The sequence below is a fragment of the Lacisediminimonas sp. genome, assembly GCF_030645335.1.
GTDB lineage: Bacteria > Pseudomonadota > Gammaproteobacteria > Burkholderiales > Burkholderiaceae_D > Lacisediminimonas.
Genome location: NZ_JAUSNH010000103.1, coordinates 1 through 16,405, shown reverse-complemented (window position 1 = coordinate 16,405; position 16,405 = coordinate 1). Strand labels below are relative to the sequence as shown.

The following is a 16,405-nucleotide window of genomic DNA, read 5'->3' as shown; positions in this document are numbered from 1 at the left end:
CACCGAGCCGCCAGCCTGTACGATTTCATACGGGCTCATGGTGGCGTCGCCAACGAAGATCAGCTTGGTGTCGGGGGTGTACTTGCGCAGGATGTCCCAAGTCGGAAAGCGCTCGGCATGTCGGCGCCGGTTGTTCTTCCACAGGTAGTCGTAGACGCAGTTGTGGAAGTACAGGAACTCCATGTTCTTGAACTCGGTCTTGGCGGCGGAAAACAATTCTTCGGTGCGGGCAATGTGGTCGTCCATGCTGCCGCCGACGTCGAGCAACATCAGTACCTTGATATTGTTCTTGCGTTCGGGCTGCATCCGGATGTCGAGGTAGCCGGCATTATTGGCGGTGGCGCGGATGGTGTCGTCGAGCGCGAGTTCATCCTCTGCGCCTTCGCGCGCGAAGCGGCGCAGCCGGCGCAGCGCTACCTTGATGTTGCGGGTGCCGAGTTCGCGCTGGTCGTCGTAATCGCGGTACGAACGTGCGTCCCACACCTTGACTGCGGTGCGATTGCGGCCTTCGCCGCCTATGCGAATTCCTTCCGGGTTGGTGCCGTTATTGCCGAACGCCGAGGTGCCGCCGGTGCCGATCCAGCGGTTGCCGCCTTCATGCCGCTCTTTCTGCTCTTCCAGCAATTGCTTGAGCTTGTCCATCAGCTTGTCGTAGCCGAGCTTTTCCAGCGCTGCTTTTTGCTCTGGCGTCAGGTCGCGCTCCAGCCGCTTCATGAGCCAGTCGAGCGGAATATCGGCATTCTTTTCGAAGATCGATTCGATGCCCTTGAAGTACAGGCCGAATGCGCGGTCGAACTTGTCGTAATGCGCTTCGTCCTTGACCAGCGTCGTGCGCGACAAGTAGTAGAACTCGTCGAGCGAGGGCCCGATCACGTTCTTTTGCATGGCTTCCAGCAGGATCAGGAATTCCTTGATCGATACCGGGATTTTCGCGTCTTTCAGCGTGAAAAAGAAATCGATCAGCATGTCTGCTTATTGGCGTGCGCCCGGTCTAGTTGGTATTGCAAGTGCCGCCGTACCGTGGGCCACTCGGATTCAATGATGGAAAAAACCACCGTGTCGCGCAGCGAGCCGTCTGCCATGCGCTGGTGGTTGCGCAGCACGCCATCCTGTTTTGCGCCAAGCCGGGCAATTGCCGTGCGTGATTGGTGGTTCATCCAGTGCGTGCGGAATTCGACCGCGATGCATTGCAGCGATTCAAAGGCATGGGTCAGCAGCATGTGCTTGCATTCGGTATTGATCGCAGTGCGCTGCACGCGTGCAGCATGCCAGGTATGTCCGATTTCCAGCCGGCGGTTGGCGGCGTCCACATTGAAGTAGCGGGTACAGCCGACGATCTCGCCGCTGGCATTGTCGCGGATCACGAACGGCATCGCGCCGCCATGTTCGCGCATGGCCAGTGCGGTATCGATGTATTCGCGCATCTTGTCCGGGCCGGGCACGAATGTGTACCACAAGGACCACAGCCGGCCATCGGCGGCTGCGGCATTGAGTGCATCGTGGTGCGCTGCAGCCAGTGGCTCCAGCGTCGCATGCGTTCCGCCCAGGGTGACCGGCTCGATGAATGCCATGGCGAGTGCTTCAGCGGTTTGCCCGCGACATGAACACCAGGCGTTCGAACAGATGCACGTCCTGCTCATTCTTCAGCAGCGCGCCATGCAGCGGCGGCACGATGGCCTTGGCATCCTTGCTGCGCAATGCCTCGGGCGGAATGTCTTCCGCCATCAGCAACTTGAGCCAGTCGAGCAACTCCGACGTGGATGGCTTTTTCTTCAGCCCGGCTACCTCGCGCACCTCGTAGAAAGTCTGCAGCGCCTGCGCCAGCAAGTCTTTCTTCAGGTTAGGATAGTGGACATCGACGATCTGCTGCATCGTGTCCTTGTCGGGAAACTTGATGTAATGAAAAAAGCAGCGGCGCAGGAAGGCGTCGGGCAATTCTTTTTCGTTGTTGGACGTGATGATGACCAGCGGCCGGTGCTTGGCGCGCACCATTTCGCGCGTCTCGTACACATAGAATTCCATGCGGTCGAGTTCGCGCAGCAGGTCGTTCGGGAACTCAATGTCGGCCTTGTCGATCTCGTCGATCAGCAATACCAGCCGTTGCTCGGCATCGAACGCCTTCCACAGCACGCCTTGTACGATATAGTTGTGTATGTCCTTGACCCGTTCGTCGCCGAGTTGCGAATCGCGCAAGCGCGACACGGCGTCATACTCGTACAATCCCTGTTGCGCCTTGGTGGTGGACTTGATATGCCATTGCAACAATGGCATGCCGAGCGCGGCAGCAACTTCCTCGGCGAGCATGGTTTTTCCGGTGCCCGGCTCGCCTTTGATCAACAGCGGACGCTGCAAGGTCAGGGCGGCATTGACTGCCAGCTTCAAATCCTCGGTGGCAACATAACTCTGGGAACCCTCGAACCGTGTTTCTTGTCGCATGATGTTGTTTATCAATGAAATCGAAAGAAATTCCAGTATAAGCGAAATGCCATAAACGCCCCTGCGACGCCCCCATGTTGCCTGGTTGTTGCAGCGCCGCGCTGCGCGCCTGACTGGCTTTGGTCCATGCCGCTTCCGATACCGATACCGGCGCCCACGCCGGATCAGATGGCTTATGAGGAGAGCAATGAAATTTTATATTTTGAGAGCCTGGGCTCGCTGCCGCAGGCTGCTGGGTAAAGCAGGTCCCGTCCGCTCCGCCGGCCCTGACCCGCGGGAGTTGCGCCAGGCTGAGCATTTGATGCGCCGCGCGGCGCCTTTTGCATCATGGATCGAGCGCGCCCACTGGATGGTGGAAGTGGCGGCCTGGTTGCGTGCAGAAGCGCCAGTTTGGTCGGAACAGACATCGGGCCTGGTGTGTGCGCATCGCCGTACCAGGTTGATGCTGGACTGGCTGCAGCAGGACAAGGAGATCCGCCGTCTGGTGCAGGCGACAATCCAGAAGACGCTGCGCGAGGCGGGCGGGCCGGAACTGTTCTGTGGCGCCGGCCTGTCGCCCAAGGCGAACCTTCTGGGCGAGATGACGCGCCGCGTCGGCCGCCTGATCCTGCCCGGTACGCTGGTGCCAGGCGACCTGTCGGCCCTGTTGCTTGCCATGTTTCCGCAAGAGAAAGATGAACGCTGGTTGCGCAGCCTTGATCCGGTGCTGCGGCGCCGGCTCTGGAAGCTGATTGCCGACGATGGCATCGGCCATGGCTTGCAGCAGCAGATCGATGAGGCGCTGCATTTCCTGGTGAATGCCGTGGTGGCCACCGGCATCAGCCCCGAGATGCGGCAGCGGCTTGGCCCGCTGCTGCCTTTGCGCACAACCCCGTTCATGGCGCTGCGGCGCGAACTGGAGAAATACCTCTCCCTGCCCGGCAAGGATGAAGGCGCAATGCGCAGCGTGCGCATGCTGTTGGCCGTATGCCAGGCCCAGACTGACAAGGTCTATGAACATCTCGACGAATACGGCGTGTCGGTGGCGCTGGTGGTCGAGGTCGAGCAATTGCGCGCCCGTATCGCGCGCATGGGACGCCTGATCGAGCTGCGCGCCACGCTCGGCGAGGACGGCGCGGCACAGGCCATCCAGGACTTCCTGGCCGACCGTGTACGCGACCATCATCGTTGGGCAACCGGCAGCATGATCGGGCGCAGTTTTTCGCTGCTGGCGCGCAAGGTCGTCGAGCGGCATAGCGGACAGCAGGAACACCACATCGCCCATGATCGCCAACAGTACGGCGAGATCCTGCGGGCCGGATCTGTTGCCGGTTCGATGCTGGCGCTGACCGTGATGGGCATGTTCGTAATCGAAACCACCAAGATGGCGGGTTTCTTCGAACTGCTCGCATATTCAGGCTTGTTCGGAACGACCCTGCTGGGCATCGGCCTGCTTGGCGGTGCACTGGCGGGAAGGCAGTCGCCGGTGGTGGCGCCTATCCTTGCTGCGCGCATGGGGTTGCTCGACACGGTCGAAGGCTTGCGCGGGTTACTGAAGGACAGCGCGGCCTTATTGCGGGCGCAGGCCGCCGCGACAATGGGAAACCTGGTCGTCGCCGTGCCGGTGGTCGTGGTGATCGCCGTGGCAGTGCGGGCATGGGGCGGCGTCAGCCTGCTGGCGGAAGGCGCCGTCGGCGACGTCGTGCGGTCCCTGTCCTTGTTCGGATTCACGCCGGTGCTGGCGGTGCTCACTGGCCTGATGTGCTGGCTGGCCAGCCTGGCTGCCGGACTGGCCGGCAACTGGTTCGTGCTGCATCGTTTGCGTGATGCAGTGGCGCATCACCCGGGTCTGCGCATGCTGCTCGGGCCCGCACGTGCGCTACGCCTGGCTGATTGGGTGGCCGGCCATGTTTCCGCGATTGCAGGGGGGCTTGCACTGGCCGTATTGCTGGGCATGCTGCCGGCGCTCGGAGGCTTTTTCGGCGTGCATCTCGACATTCGCCATGGCGTGCTGTCGGCAGGCATGCTGGCTGTGGCGGCGAGTTCTGCCGGCGCAGGCTTCTGGCAGGAAGCTTCCACCTGGCTGGCAGTCGCCGGCGTGGTGGCCAGCGGCTTGCTCAATGTCGCGACCGCTTTCCTTTGTTCGCTGGCGCTGGCCTTGTACGCAAAAGGTGTCAGGGGCCGTGCGCGCAAGATGGTGATGCGCTCCTTGTGGCGCCGCCTGCGTGCCGCACCACTGGCTTTCGTGCTGCCGCCGCAGCGGCGGCCAACGCCGCAGCAGGCAAGGGGGCCGCAGCGTCGTGAAATCGAGCAGGCCGAGCCAGACCGGCCCGATCGCACCGGTACGCATTGACCCGCGATCCGGGGCCGTATCTGCGTAGCCCCGGACATGGCAGCGGCCGCGATCCGTGCACCGGCAGGTGCTGCGGCTTGCTGTTGCGTGGACGCACGCGACCGAGTAGGTTAGAATGTGCCGGTTTTGCGTGCAATGACAGGGAGACCGGTGCCGTTGATGTAGGCGTCTGGCGCGCAATCTTCACGAGTTTTCCAACACTATTCCATCTACCATGAAGAAATTCCTTGCACTGTTCTTGCTGGCGACCGTGGCCCAGGTATCCGCTGCAGCGGACGCTGTCGGCAACGCCCAGGCAGGCGCGAACAAAAACTCGATGTGCATCGGCTGCCACGGCATCCCGGGCTACAAGGCTTCGTTCCCCGAGGTGTACCAGGTGCCAATGATTGGCGGCCAAAGCGCCAAATTCCTGGAAGCGGCGCTGAATGCCTATAAAAAAGGTGATCGCAAGAATCCGAGCATGCGCGGTATTGCCGCCAGCCTGTCCGACCAGGACATCGCCGATCTTGCTGCTTACTACGCCTCGCAGAAATAAGGGAAGCCAGTCATGAAGAAAATATTTGCTCTTGCGCTGCTGGCCGGCGCATCCGCGCTGTCGTTCAATGCTGCGGCGGCCGGTAATGTCGCCGCTGGCAAGGCTGCCGCTGCCAAGTACAACTGCGCGTCCTGCCATGGTGCGGACTACAATTCGCCAATCGATCCGAGCTATCCGAAAATCGCCGGCCAGCACAGCGATTACCTGCAATTTGCATTGCTGGCTTACCAGCGCGGTGCAAGCGGCCCGAACGGGCGCGGCAATGCGATCATGGGCGCCCAGGCCAAACCCCTGTCCAAGCAGGACATCGCCAATATCGCGGCCTATCTGTCCAGCCTGCCGGGAAGCCTGGTACTGCGCAAATAAGCGCAGTCCTTTCGCTCCGGTCAGCCTGACGAAGCGGCCGGCAACAAGGCTGCTTCAAAAAAAAGCCCTTTCCGCGTGAAAGGGCTTTTTTTATGCCTTGTCGATTTTTACCACCGCCAATTGCCAGCACCAGTTGCCGCGATCAAGCCTGGCGGCGCACGCACTCCACGTAAGCCGCACCGTCTGGCGGTAGACCGGCGCGCTGTGCATTCCACAGCATCTGACCCAGGCACTCCATGACGGCATGGTGCGCATCATGTTCCGAGCCGCGCTTTTGCGCCAGTTGAAGAAAGGCGGCCCGTATGCCCGGCGGCTGGTCGATCGAGATCTGTTCAGCAATCGATAAATGCATCGACAAGTGCAGGAAAGGATTGCTCTGGCCGCGCTCGACTGAATAGTCGGCGGCCAGCGCCCTGTCGAGATTGTCCACGTCATCCTGGTATTCCGGATGCTGGAGCAGCCAGTCGCGGGCAATCGCTTCGAGCGGTGTCAGGACTTCACGGGCTTTTTGCTTGCGCCAGGTCTCGCAAAAAAAGCGCCGCACATCGTCCTGGGATGGGTTGAACATGGGGGATCGCCCTCGTTAATCGGCTTCTTAAACGCCCTTGGCCGGCAGCGGTGTTTTGTCGGGATAGTCGCACAGGTCCGCTATGATGCAATTCCAGCATTGCGGGTTGCGTGCCGTGCAGGTGTAGCGACCATGCAGGATCAGCCAGTGGTGTGCGTCCATCCGGAATTCGGGCGGCACCAGCCTGATCAGTTTTCGTTCGACTTCCTCGACGTTTTTTCCTGGAGCGATGCCGGTGCGGTTGGAGACCCGGAAAATATGCGTATCGACGGCAATCGCGACCTGGCCAAAGGCGGTATTCAGGATCACGTTTGCCGTCTTGCGGCCCACGCCGGGCAGTGCTTCGAGTTGCTCGCGGCTGCGTGGCACTTCACCCTGGTGTTCGGCCAGCAGGATGCGGCAGGTCGCGATGACATTGCGCGCCTTGGTCCGATACAGGCCAATGGTCTGGATGTAGGGAATCAAGCCCTCTTCGCCCAGCGCAAAAATCTGCGCTGGCGTATTTGCGACCGGGAATAACTTGCGCATCGCCTTGTTGACCGAGACATCGGTGGCTTGCGCCGACAGGATCACGGCGATCAGCAGCTCGAATGGCGTCGTGTATTCGAGTTCGGTGGTCGGGTGCGGATTGGCCGCCAGAAAGCGCGAGAAAATGGCATGTCGCTTTTCGGCGTTCATGGTGCGTCCTGTTGCGGGGATGCTATTGCTTGCTGCGCCAGTTTTTTCAGGCGCGCGCGTTCCATGGCGGCGGCAATGATGGCTTTCTTGCGCGCCTGTTCATGTTGTTGTTCCGCGCTGCCAGCGGCCTCCTGTTCCAGTTGCCTGAGCTTGGCTGCCGCTTTGGCCAGCAGCCGGGCATCGTTTTCTTGCTGCTCGCGTTGCAGGCGGACGGTCCGGAATTCATAGCGCACGCGGGCGGCGTCGGCCTGCTGCTGCGACCAGGCGTCCCAGCCGGTCTGTCCTGGCGTTACGCCAACCATGGCGATGCAGTCGACCGGGCAGGGCGCCACGCACAGGTCGCAGCCGGTGCAAAGCGCCGGCGCCACGGTATGCATCTGCTTGGCTGCGCCGATGATGGCATCGACCGGGCAGGCCTGGATGCACAAGGTACAACCTATGCAGAGCGCTTCATCGATCACGGCAACGGGACGCTCGCGCTCAATTCCGTTGGCTGGATTGATTGGTATCACCGGCTTGCCGAGCAGGGCCGCCAGCCGCGCTACGCCTTCTGCGCCGCCGGGCGGGCATTGGTTGTAGCTGGCCTGGCCTGTGGCGATCGCTTCGGCGTAAGGCCGGCATCCGCTATAGCCGCACTTCGTGCATTGCGTTTGCGGCAGCAGGTCTTCGATCTGGTCAGCGAGGGAAGCGGGGGGAGAATGGCGATCAGGGATAGCGGGCATGGCGCCCATTATCCCGCTAAACGCAGGGTGGTTCAAATTGCGCTTTGACCAATCGGACCACGCCGGATGTTGCGGGCCAGCGATTGGCCTGCAACATCCGGCGCCCACCAGCTGATTTAGCCGTTCTCGCGGATGAACGCTGCTATGCGCGGCGCAACGACTTCACGCCAGCGCCTGCCCGAGAAAATGCCGTAATGGCCGCATTTTGGCGCAGTGAAATGATGCTTTTTCGATTTCGGAATCGATGAGCACAGTCCATGTGCTGCCTCGGTCTGGCCGGAGCCGGAGATATCGTCGAGCTCGCCTTCAATGGTGAACAAGGCAACCGTCTTGATATCTTGCGGACGCACCAGTTCGCCGTTGACTTCCCAGGTGCCGGTGGCCAGCGCGAAATCCTGGAATACCGTCTTGATTGTTTCCAGGTAGTACTCGGCCGGCATGTCGAGCACGGCGTTGTATTCGTTGTAGAACTTGCGATGATCTTCAGCGGACTCGTTGTCGCCTTCCCGCAGGTGCATGTAGAAGTCCCAGTGGCTCTGGGCGTGACGGCGCGGATTCATTGCGACAAAGCCGGCATGCTGCAGGAAACCCGGATAAACCTTGCGTCCGGAACCGGGATAGTTCGGCGGCACACTGTAGATCAGCGTGTTTTCAAACCAGGAGTAGGGCTTGCGCGTGGCCAGGTCATTCACCTGCGTTGGTGATTTGCGCGGATCGATCGGGCCGCCCATCATCGTCATCGTCTTTGGCAGCATCGGATCCTTGGCGGTCGCCATCAGCGAGATCGCGGCCAGTACCGGCACGGTCGGCTGGCACACCGACACCACGTGCAGGTCGGGACCCAGTGCCCGGATGAAGTCCTGTATGTAGTGGACGTAGGTGTGCAGATGGAACGGGCCGTCGCCCTCGGGCACCATGCGGGCGTCGGTCCAGTCGGTGATATAGACGTCATGCAGCGGCAGCATGCCGCGCACGGTATCGCGCAGCAGCGTGGAATGATGCCCCGACAGTGGCGCGACCAGCAATACACGCGGCTGCTTGAGTTGCGCCTCGCGCGCGGTGCTCAAGTCTTTCTTGAAATGCAGCAAGCGGCAGAAGGGTTTCTCGATCGCCACCTTTTCGAACACGGCAACATCCACGCCATCGACGCTGGTGCTGGTGATATCGAATTCAGGCTTTTCGTAGTCCTTCCCGAGGCGGAACATCAGTTCGTAGCCCGCGGCGATCCGTTGTGAAAACGGCGTATGGGCCAAGGGCGAAATCGGGTTGGTAAAGAGTTTGCTCGACGCTTCGGCCCACTGGATCAGCGGGCTTAGCATCGTACGATTCATTTCATGCAGTTGATACAGCATCTTGTTCCTTTCAAGGGCTCCCGATTCTCACGGCTTTTGGCGATTGCCGCAATGCATCATTCGACAAGTCTATTGCATTTCCGTCGGAATCTGTATCGTTTCGGGTACGGCCTGTAAATATGTCAAGGAATGCCGATACGGTGCGTTTTTGAAACGGTCCTTATCTCAGCAGGTAAATGTGGACGACACCGCCCAGCGTCAAGTGATGACATTGTTGCAAATTGTGTGCCTTGCCGCGCGTGGCAATGCCTGGCCAAAGGGAGGGCGGCACGGTCCAGTACAGCCGGCAACAGCTTGCAGGCAGCGCCCGGTCGGGCCAGGGCGCTATGGCGGACGATGCCGCGCCTCAGTCGAAAACCGGGGTTTCGACGCCGAGGATCTTGTGCAGCTTGGGTGAGGTCGTCGTGTATTGCATGTGGATTTTCTTGTCGGGGAAGATGATCGGCGCAGCGCCGAAGGCCGCCAGGGCGGCTTCATGGAAGCCCGACAGGATCAATTTTTTCTTGCCCGGATAGGTATTGATGTCGCCGACGGCGAAGATTCCGGGCACATTGGTCTGGAACTTCTCGGTGTCGACCTTGAGCTGCTTGCGCTCGATCTCCAGGCCCCAGTCGGCGATTGGCCCCAGCTTGGGTGACAAGCCGAAAAACACCAGCAGGTAATCCAGCGGCAGGCGGCGGGTCACGCCATCTGCGCCGGTCACCTTGATCTCGCTGAGCTGGCCGTCTTTTTCCTCGATTCCCGTCACTTGCCCGATCAGCAACTGCATTTCATAGTTGTCGCACAGCGCCTTCATTTTGGCGACTGACGCCGGCGCAGCGCGGAATTCTTCACGGCGATGCAGCAGCACGACCGATTCGGCGCTGCCCGCAAAATTCAGGGCCCAATCGAGTGCCGAATCGCCGCCGCCGCAAACTACCAGGTTTTTCCCGTGAAAGCGCTGCGGATCCCTGACCCGGTAAAATAACTGGCTGCCATCGTACTTGTCGATGCCCTCGACTTTCAGGGTGCGGGGCTGGAATGAACCGACGCCAGCCGCAATGAAAATGGTCTTGGTGATGAAGCGGTTGCCAGCCGAGGTTTCAAGATTGAAGCGGCCGTCTTCGCGCCGTTCGACCAGCGTGACTTCCTGGCCGAGGTGGAAGGTCGGGTCAAACGGTGCGATCTGTTTGAGCAGGTTATCGGTCAGCTCCTGGCCGGTGCAGATCGGCACGGCGGGAATATCGTAGATGGGCTTGTCGGGATACAGCTCGACGCACTGGCCGCCAATCACCGGCAGTGAATCGATGACATGCGCCTTGATTTCCAGCAGTCCTAGCTCGAAAACCTGGAACAAGCCAACCGGGCCGGCGCCGATGATGACGGCATCGGCCTCGATCGGGCCATGACGGCCATTGCCGGTTTGCCCAGGTGCCTGGGGGCTGCTTTCGTTGGCGTGTGCGGTGGTATCCATGCGGCTTGAAATCCTGTCTGGTTCAACGGTCCCGGGCGCAGGGATGGAAAATGCCCGGGAATACGGCCGGGGCGGCCCGGGCCGGTAATGCATTTTGCAACAGCGGCGGTTTGCAACAGCCGCGGCTTACAACAGGTGCCGATTGCAACAGTGGTGCGTCCGGCGGTGGCGGCTGCAACAGTCGTTGCCACCGGGTGGTCAGCGCTGCAGGAACTGCTGCTTTTCGGTGACGTCTTTCCAATCGTCGGCGTCAGGCAAGGGGCTCGTGCTCTTGGTGATCGACGGCCAGGTGCGGCACAGGTCGATATTGATCTTGATGAACTGCTGTTGGTCGGCCGGCACATCTTCTTCGGCGTAGATGGCATTGACCGGGCATTCTGCAACACAGACTGCGCAATCGATGCACTCGTCCGGATCGATGACCAGGAAGTTCGGTCCCTGGCGGAAGCAATCTACGGGGCATACGTCCACGCAGTCCGTGTAGCGGCAGCGGATGCACGATTCGGTCACAACATGGGTCATAACGGTCCTAAGTCAGTCTTGTTTCAAATGCCATCAATGAGGGCCGGTTACGTACAGGAAGGGCGCTGCGCCGCAAAGGCCAGGTGCGCCAGGCGCAGGCGCCGCATGCCAGCGGGTTCCCGGTACGCTAAAGTCCTCCGGCGCGGGCCGGGTGCACGCATTTGCGCGCGATCAGCCCGCAGCGCGTAGGTTCCTGTTGCAAAGCCCTGTATTTTAAGGCAAAAGTACTAGGGTAACAAACCGGACTTAGACGAAATATGAATAAGCAAATGGAGGCGGCGGACTCTTCCTTCGCCCTGGCAAGGCCGTGCCAGGATCGGATACGGCGGGTGTTTTTTGGCGGCTGCCTGCTGTTCGGGCTGGCGCTCTCCTGGTTTGCCGGCGATGCGCAGGCCGCCAACTGGAAGATTGGCGAACTCAACAGTTATGCCGACTTTCCCGAGTTTGCAGACGATTATCGCCGCGGCTGGCAACTGGCCGTGGCGCAGGTGAACGCCGCCGGCGGCGTTGCGCAACGCCCGCTGCAAGTGATTTCGGTCGATGATGGCGCGGCCCGCAACAACGCATCGCGTCGCGCCCAGGAGCTGATCGTCAACCACGAGGTCGACCTGCTGGCTGGCACCTATCTCTCCAATGTCGGCCTTGCGGTGTCGTCGATCGCTGCAAAAAACAAGAAAGTGTTCATCGCTGCCGGGCCGCAGAGCGATACCCTTACCTGGGACAGGGGTAATCGCTATACCTTCCGCTTGCGGCCATCCACCTACATGCAGGCGGCGATGCTGGTCGAACAGGCGGCGGCAATGCCTGCTCGTCGCTGGGCGATCGTTGCGCCAAATTACGAGTACGGGCAAAGCGCGGTCGCCAACTTCCGCACCCTGCTCAAGGCGCGTCGTCCTGATGTTGAGTTCGTCGACGAACAATGGCCGGCGCTGGGCAAGCTGGACGCGCCAGCAGTGGTGGCGGCGCTGGCGCGGGCCAAGCCGGATGCCGTGTTCAACGCCTGTTTCGGCCCCGACCTGGACCGCTTGCTGGAGCAAAGCCGCCACACCCGCGTTTTCGAGCAGGCGCGACTGGTGTCGATGGCCGGCGCCGGGCCGGCAGTCATCAAGGCCTTGCAGGGCACTGCGCTGGCCGGATGGATGGTGGCAGGTTCGCCGCCGGCCGGCACCGACATTCCCGGGTATGCGCCATTTCGGCAGGCTTTTTTCGATAAATACCGTGTCGAGCCGCAGTTGCCAGCGCTGATCGGCTACACGATGATCCAGGCCATTGCGCAGGCACTGCGCAATGCCGGCAGTGCCGACTCGGAAGCCCTGATCCAGGCGCTGCGCGGGATGGAATTCGAATCACCGGTCGGCAAGATCCAGATCCGGGCAATCGACCACCAGGCCACGATGGGGGCATTCATCGGCCATTTGGTGGCGCGCGGGCCGGGAGTCCAATGGCGCTATCTGGACGGTGCAAAATACCTTCCGGGAGAAGACTTCGTGCGCGCCAATCGTCCGGCATCCGCCATGCGCTAGTGCGCCGGCAGAAACAAGGGGCGCTTAACGGACGCACAATCCCGCCATACAATACGCGTCATTCATAAACTTGGCGGAGTACGGAATTGGAATTGCGCGCGAAACTCTTGGGCCTGCTGTTGGTGCTGTCCCCTTCATGGGCCTTTGCTGCCGAACTCGACGGCAAGGGCTTGTCGATCCTGTGGGCGGTGCCGTTTGCCGGACTGCTTTTGTCGATTGCGCTCGGGCCCTTGCTGTTCCCCTTCAAATGGCATCCCCATTACGGCAAGATCACTTTTGGCTGGGCTGCTGCCTTCCTGCTTCCGTGTGCGCTGCTGTTCGGGTTCGGCACTGCTGCGGGCAGCGTGGTGCATGCATCAACTGCAGAATTCATCCCGTTCATCATCCTGATCACGGCGCTGTTCACGGTTGCCGGCGGCATCTGCCTGCGTGGCAACCTGCACGGCACGCCGTTGTTGAATACCGGGATCCTGGCGCTGGGTACCGTGCTGGCCAGTGTCATGGGCACGACCGGCGCGTCGATGCTGATGATCCGGCCGCTGATCCGCGCCAACGACAACCGCAAGCACGCCACGCATATCGTCGTGTTCTTCATCTTCCTGGTTTCCAACGCAGGCGGTTCGCTGACCCCGCTGGGCGACCCGCCGCTGTTCCTGGGTTTCCTGAAGGGCGTCGATTTTTTCTGGACCATGAAGCATATTTACCCGGAGACGCTGTTCCTGTGCGGCACTCTGCTGGCGATGTTCTTCCTGCTCGATAGCTGGTATTGCCGCAATCGCGAGGAAACGCTTCCGGCTGCGCTCGACCCGACGCCGGATTCCGCATTGCGGCTGGAAGGAAAGGCGAATTTCGTGCTGTTGGGTGTGATCGTCGGCCTGGTGCTGATGAGTGGCTTGTGGAAGCCGGGCATCGCGTTCAACGTGCTGGGGACGCAGGTCGAATTGCAGAACATCCTGCGCGATGTCGCCTTGTTGCTGGTGATCGGCTGCTCCTTGTTGATCACGCCGCGCACCGCACGCGAAGGGAATGATTTTTCCTGGGGGCCGGTGGTTGAGGTCGCCATCCTGTTCGCCGGGATTTTCATCACCATCGTGCCGGTGATCGCCATGCTGCGCGCCGGCCTGGAAGGGCAGTTTGCGCCCATCATCCAGGCCGTCACCGGACCGGACGGCCGTCCCATCGACGCGATGTATTTCTGGGCCTCCGGCATACTCTCGTCCTTTCTTGACAATGCTCCGACCTACCTGGTGTTTTTCAATACCGCCGGCGGCGACGCCCAGGTGCTGATGACGACCATGGCGTCGACGCTGGCGGCGATTTCCTGCGGCGCGGTGTTCATGGGCGCCAACAGTTATATCGGCAACGCGCCCAACCTGATGGTCAAGGCAATTGCCGAAGAGCGTGGCGTGCGCATGCCCTCGTTCTTCGGTTACATGGCGTGGTCCGGCGTGGTGCTGCTGCCATTGTTCGTTGTGATGACGCTGCTGTTCTTCTGAGGATTACGCGATGCAATCGATGAAAAAAAAGATACTGGTGACGCGCGAGATTTTTCCGGAAGTCATTGAACGGCTGGCGCAGCATTTCGCGCTGGAGACCAATCAGGAGGACCGCATCTTCACGCAAGCCGAATTGATCGCGAAGCTGGCCGACAAGGATGGCGTATTCAGTACGCTGTCGGAAAGCATTTCGCCGGCCGTCGTGCAGGCTTGCGGGCAGCTCAAGGCGATTTGCAACATGGCTGTCGGCTACAACAACATTGACGTCGCTGCGGCGACGGCCGCCGGCATTGCGGTGACCAATACGCCCGAAGTACTCAACCAGACCACCGCCGACTTTGGCTTCGCGCTGATGATGGCAACGGCGCGCCGGGTGACCGAGTCCGAGCAATGGCTGCGCGCGGGGAAATGGGATCGCTGGCGCTACGACGGCTTCATGGGCGTGGATGTGCATGGCGCTACGCTGGGGATCATCGGCATGGGGCGCATCGGCCAGGCAATCGCGCGCCGCTCGATGGGCTTTGACATGCAGGTGATTTACCACAACCGTTCGCGGCTGGACCCTGCGCTGGAGGCGCGCGCCAACAATGCGCGCCATGTTCCACGCGACGAGCTATTGCGCACGGCGGACCATGTGATCCTGGTCGTGCCTTACTCGCCGGCCCTGCATCACATGATCGGCGCGGCCGAGATCGCGCTGATGAAGCCGAGCGCAACCCTGGTCAATATAGCCCGCGGCGGTGTGGTGGATGACGCCGCACTGATCGCCGCATTGAAGCTTGGGCGTATTGCTGGCGCGGGTATCGACGTGTTCGAAAATGAACCGGCCTTCAATCCGGATTTTCTTTCACTGAAGAATGTGGTTCTCACGCCGCACATTGCCAGTTCATCGCGCAATACGCGATTGGCGATGGCAAATTGCGCTGCGGATAACCTGATTGCCGCCCTGGAAGGACGGCGGCCGCCGAACCTGGTCAATCCGGCGGTGTTGGGCGGGGCATAAGTTCATCCGGTCCGATACGAGTGCGGTGGCGGACCGGAAGGCCGGGTCCGCAAGCGGCCCGGCTCACCTGTGCATCAGCCCTTCAGTTCCTCGATCAGGTCGACATAGCGACCCATCGCCTCATCCCTGGATGTGCCTTTCAGGCCATTCCAGGCATCCCACTTGGCGCGGGCGACCATCTCGGTCATGCCCGGACGTTCACCCGTGACATCGCCCGCCGACGCCTGCTTGTACAAGCCATAGATTTTCAGCAGCGTCATCGGGTCCGGCCGCTCAGGCAGGCCCTTCGACTCTGCGACGGCTTGTTCAAATCGCTGTTGCAGTTCCATGTTCGCTCCCGAAGTCAGGATCTGGAGATTCAGACCGCGAGCAATTCGACGTCGAATATCAGCGTGGCGTTCGGGGGAATCACGCCGCCCGCGCCGCGCGGACCATAGCCGAGAGAAGAAGGAATTACCAGCCGGCGCAGTCCGCCCACCTTCATGCCCTGCACGCCTTCGTCCCAGCCCTGGATCACATTCCCCGCGCCCAGCGGAAAATCGAAGGGATCGCCGCGATCCTTGCTGGAATCGAATTTCTTGCCGGCGCTGCCATCCGGATTTTGCAGCCAGCCGGTGTAGTGCACGGTGACATGGGCGCCGGCTTTCGCTTCGGCGCCGGTGCCTGGCGTGACGTCGTCATATTGCAGTCCGGAAGCAGTGGTAACGGTCGACATGATGGTCCTTGATCTGAGAATGGTGAGTAAAGCCGGGGATTGTAGCAGCGGGTGGCCGCTGTGCGCTTGAGCCGGGCCAGACCAGCTAGAATGGGGTTCGCTGGCAAATGCCGGCTCGAGCCATCACTTCAACGGAGTCCGGCCAACCGATGCGACTATTGTTGATCTCCTTTTCGCGCGCACTGTATTCGCAGCTGCACTGGCGCATGCTGTTGCTGACTGTCCTCCCGTTCGTCATTTCAATCGTGATCTGGGGCGTGCTGCTATGGCTTGGGCTGCAGCCGCTGATCGACGCCATGCAGGCATGGTTCACCGACAACAGCCTGTTCACCTTCAGCGGCGATGCGCTGGAATGGGTCGGGCTGGGCAGCATGAAGCCCATCCTGGTGCCCTTGCTGGCAATGTGGTTGCTGTTGCCGCTGATGATCCTGACCGCACTGCTTTTTGTGGGCATATTGGCCGTGCCCGCGATCGTCAGGCACCTGTCGTCCCGTCATTACCGTGACCTGCAGCAGCGCCGGGGCGGATCGCTGTGGGGCAGCATCTGGATATCCACTGCCGCGTTCCTGGTGTTCATCGTGTTATGGGTGCTGACCTTGCCGCTCAACGCCATTCCGCCATTCACGTTCATGATCCAGCCGCTGCTCTGGGGCTGGCTGACCTATCGCGTGATGACTTACGACGCGCTGGCCGAACATGCCAGC

The 16,405-nt window shown here is 61.0% G+C and carries 18 protein-coding genes; 7 read left to right on the top strand and 11 right to left on the bottom strand.

The window, feature by feature from the left end:
• From Q7T64_RS07265 to Q7T64_RS07255, 3 genes are all read right to left on the bottom strand, one after another.
• Positions 1-966 (bottom strand): VWA domain-containing protein (locus tag Q7T64_RS07265; RefSeq protein ID WP_304793538.1); only part of this gene is annotated, 966 nt, incomplete at its 3' end.
• Positions 960-1,571, bottom strand: coding sequence for a GNAT family N-acetyltransferase (locus Q7T64_RS07260; RefSeq protein ID WP_304793535.1), 612 nt, complete (start codon positions 1,569-1,571; stop codon positions 960-962). The genes Q7T64_RS07265 and Q7T64_RS07260, both read right to left, overlap by 7 nt.
• A gap of 10 nt (positions 1,572-1,581) precedes the next feature.
• Positions 1,582-2,436, bottom strand: a complete 855-nt coding sequence (locus Q7T64_RS07255) for a MoxR family ATPase (RefSeq protein WP_304793533.1) — start codon at positions 2,434-2,436, stop codon at positions 1,582-1,584.
• 301 nt (positions 2,437-2,737) lie between these two features.
• Here Q7T64_RS07255 and Q7T64_RS07250 point away from each other — a divergent pair, with 301 nt between their 5' ends.
• The 3 genes from Q7T64_RS07250 to Q7T64_RS07240 all read left to right on the top strand — a co-directional run bounded on the left by Q7T64_RS07250 (position 2,738) and on the right by Q7T64_RS07240 (position 5,669).
• Positions 2,738-4,768: a preprotein translocase subunit TatB gene (locus tag Q7T64_RS07250; RefSeq protein WP_304793531.1), complete on the top strand. Its 2,031-nt coding sequence runs from the start codon at positions 2,738-2,740 to the stop codon at positions 4,766-4,768.
• A gap of 214 nt (positions 4,769-4,982) precedes the next feature.
• Positions 4,983-5,303: a cytochrome c gene (locus Q7T64_RS07245; RefSeq protein WP_304793528.1), complete on the top strand. Its 321-nt coding sequence runs from the start codon at positions 4,983-4,985 to the stop codon at positions 5,301-5,303.
• Positions 5,304-5,315: 12 nt separating this feature from the next.
• Positions 5,316-5,669: a cytochrome c gene (locus Q7T64_RS07240; protein WP_304793525.1), complete on the top strand. Its 354-nt coding sequence runs from the start codon at positions 5,316-5,318 to the stop codon at positions 5,667-5,669.
• 142 nt (positions 5,670-5,811) lie between these two features.
• Here Q7T64_RS07240 and Q7T64_RS07235 read toward each other — a convergent pair whose 3' ends face one another.
• The 6 genes from Q7T64_RS07235 to fdxA all read right to left on the bottom strand — a co-directional run bounded on the left by Q7T64_RS07235 (position 5,812) and on the right by fdxA (position 10,964).
• Entirely contained in the window at positions 5,812-6,237 is a 426-nt protein-coding gene (locus Q7T64_RS07235) for a DUF1841 family protein (RefSeq protein WP_304793522.1), read from the bottom strand.
• 27 nt (positions 6,238-6,264) lie between these two features.
• On the bottom strand, positions 6,265-6,915 hold the full coding sequence (nth, locus tag Q7T64_RS07230) for an endonuclease III (RefSeq protein ID WP_304793519.1): 651 nt from the start codon (positions 6,913-6,915) through the stop codon (positions 6,265-6,267).
• A complete protein-coding gene (rsxB, locus tag Q7T64_RS07225; RefSeq protein ID WP_304793516.1) occupies positions 6,912-7,637 on the bottom strand; it encodes an electron transport complex subunit RsxB in 726 nt (241 codons plus the stop codon). Before rsxB ends, nth begins: the two co-directional genes overlap by 4 nt.
• A 116-nt stretch (positions 7,638-7,753) precedes the next feature.
• Positions 7,754-8,989: a polyhydroxyalkanoate depolymerase gene (locus Q7T64_RS07220; RefSeq protein ID WP_304793512.1), complete on the bottom strand. Its 1,236-nt coding sequence runs from the start codon at positions 8,987-8,989 to the stop codon at positions 7,754-7,756.
• A 346-nt stretch (positions 8,990-9,335) separates the two neighbouring features.
• Positions 9,336-10,442 carry an NAD(P)/FAD-dependent oxidoreductase gene (locus Q7T64_RS07215; RefSeq protein WP_304793509.1) on the bottom strand — a complete coding sequence of 369 codons (1,107 nt, stop codon included), beginning with the start codon at positions 10,440-10,442 and terminating at the stop codon, positions 9,336-9,338.
• 198 nt (positions 10,443-10,640) lie between these two features.
• Positions 10,641-10,964: a ferredoxin FdxA gene (fdxA, locus tag Q7T64_RS07210; protein ID WP_304793506.1), complete on the bottom strand. Its 324-nt coding sequence runs from the start codon at positions 10,962-10,964 to the stop codon at positions 10,641-10,643.
• A 257-nt stretch (positions 10,965-11,221) separates the two neighbouring features.
• Here fdxA and Q7T64_RS07205 point away from each other — a divergent pair, with 257 nt between their 5' ends.
• The 3 genes from Q7T64_RS07205 (at position 11,222) to Q7T64_RS07195 (ending at position 14,986) form a co-directional block, all read left to right on the top strand.
• Positions 11,222-12,487: an ABC transporter substrate-binding protein gene (locus Q7T64_RS07205; RefSeq protein ID WP_304793503.1), complete on the top strand. Its 1,266-nt coding sequence runs from the start codon at positions 11,222-11,224 to the stop codon at positions 12,485-12,487.
• Positions 12,488-12,579: 92 nt separating this feature from the next.
• Positions 12,580-13,983, top strand: a complete 1,404-nt coding sequence (locus tag Q7T64_RS07200) for a sodium:proton antiporter (protein WP_304793500.1) — start codon at positions 12,580-12,582, stop codon at positions 13,981-13,983.
• A gap of 19 nt (positions 13,984-14,002) precedes the next feature.
• On the top strand, positions 14,003-14,986 hold the full coding sequence (locus tag Q7T64_RS07195) for a D-glycerate dehydrogenase (RefSeq protein ID WP_304793497.1): 984 nt from the start codon (positions 14,003-14,005) through the stop codon (positions 14,984-14,986).
• 74 nt (positions 14,987-15,060) lie between these two features.
• On the opposite strand, the gene Q7T64_RS07190 is transcribed toward Q7T64_RS07195, so the two are convergent.
• Together Q7T64_RS07190 and Q7T64_RS07185 are read right to left on the bottom strand one after the other, a co-directional pair.
• A complete protein-coding gene (locus Q7T64_RS07190; protein ID WP_304793493.1) occupies positions 15,061-15,315 on the bottom strand; it encodes an acyl-CoA-binding protein in 255 nt (84 codons plus the stop codon).
• 29 nt (positions 15,316-15,344) lie between these two features.
• Positions 15,345-15,701: an FKBP-type peptidyl-prolyl cis-trans isomerase gene (locus Q7T64_RS07185; protein ID WP_304793488.1), complete on the bottom strand. Its 357-nt coding sequence runs from the start codon at positions 15,699-15,701 to the stop codon at positions 15,345-15,347.
• Between the two features lie 149 nt (positions 15,702-15,850).
• On the opposite strand from Q7T64_RS07185, the gene Q7T64_RS07180 reads away from it, so the two are divergent.
• On the top strand, positions 15,851-16,405 hold a 555-nt coding region (locus tag Q7T64_RS07180; RefSeq protein ID WP_304793485.1), incomplete at its 3' end, for an EI24 domain-containing protein.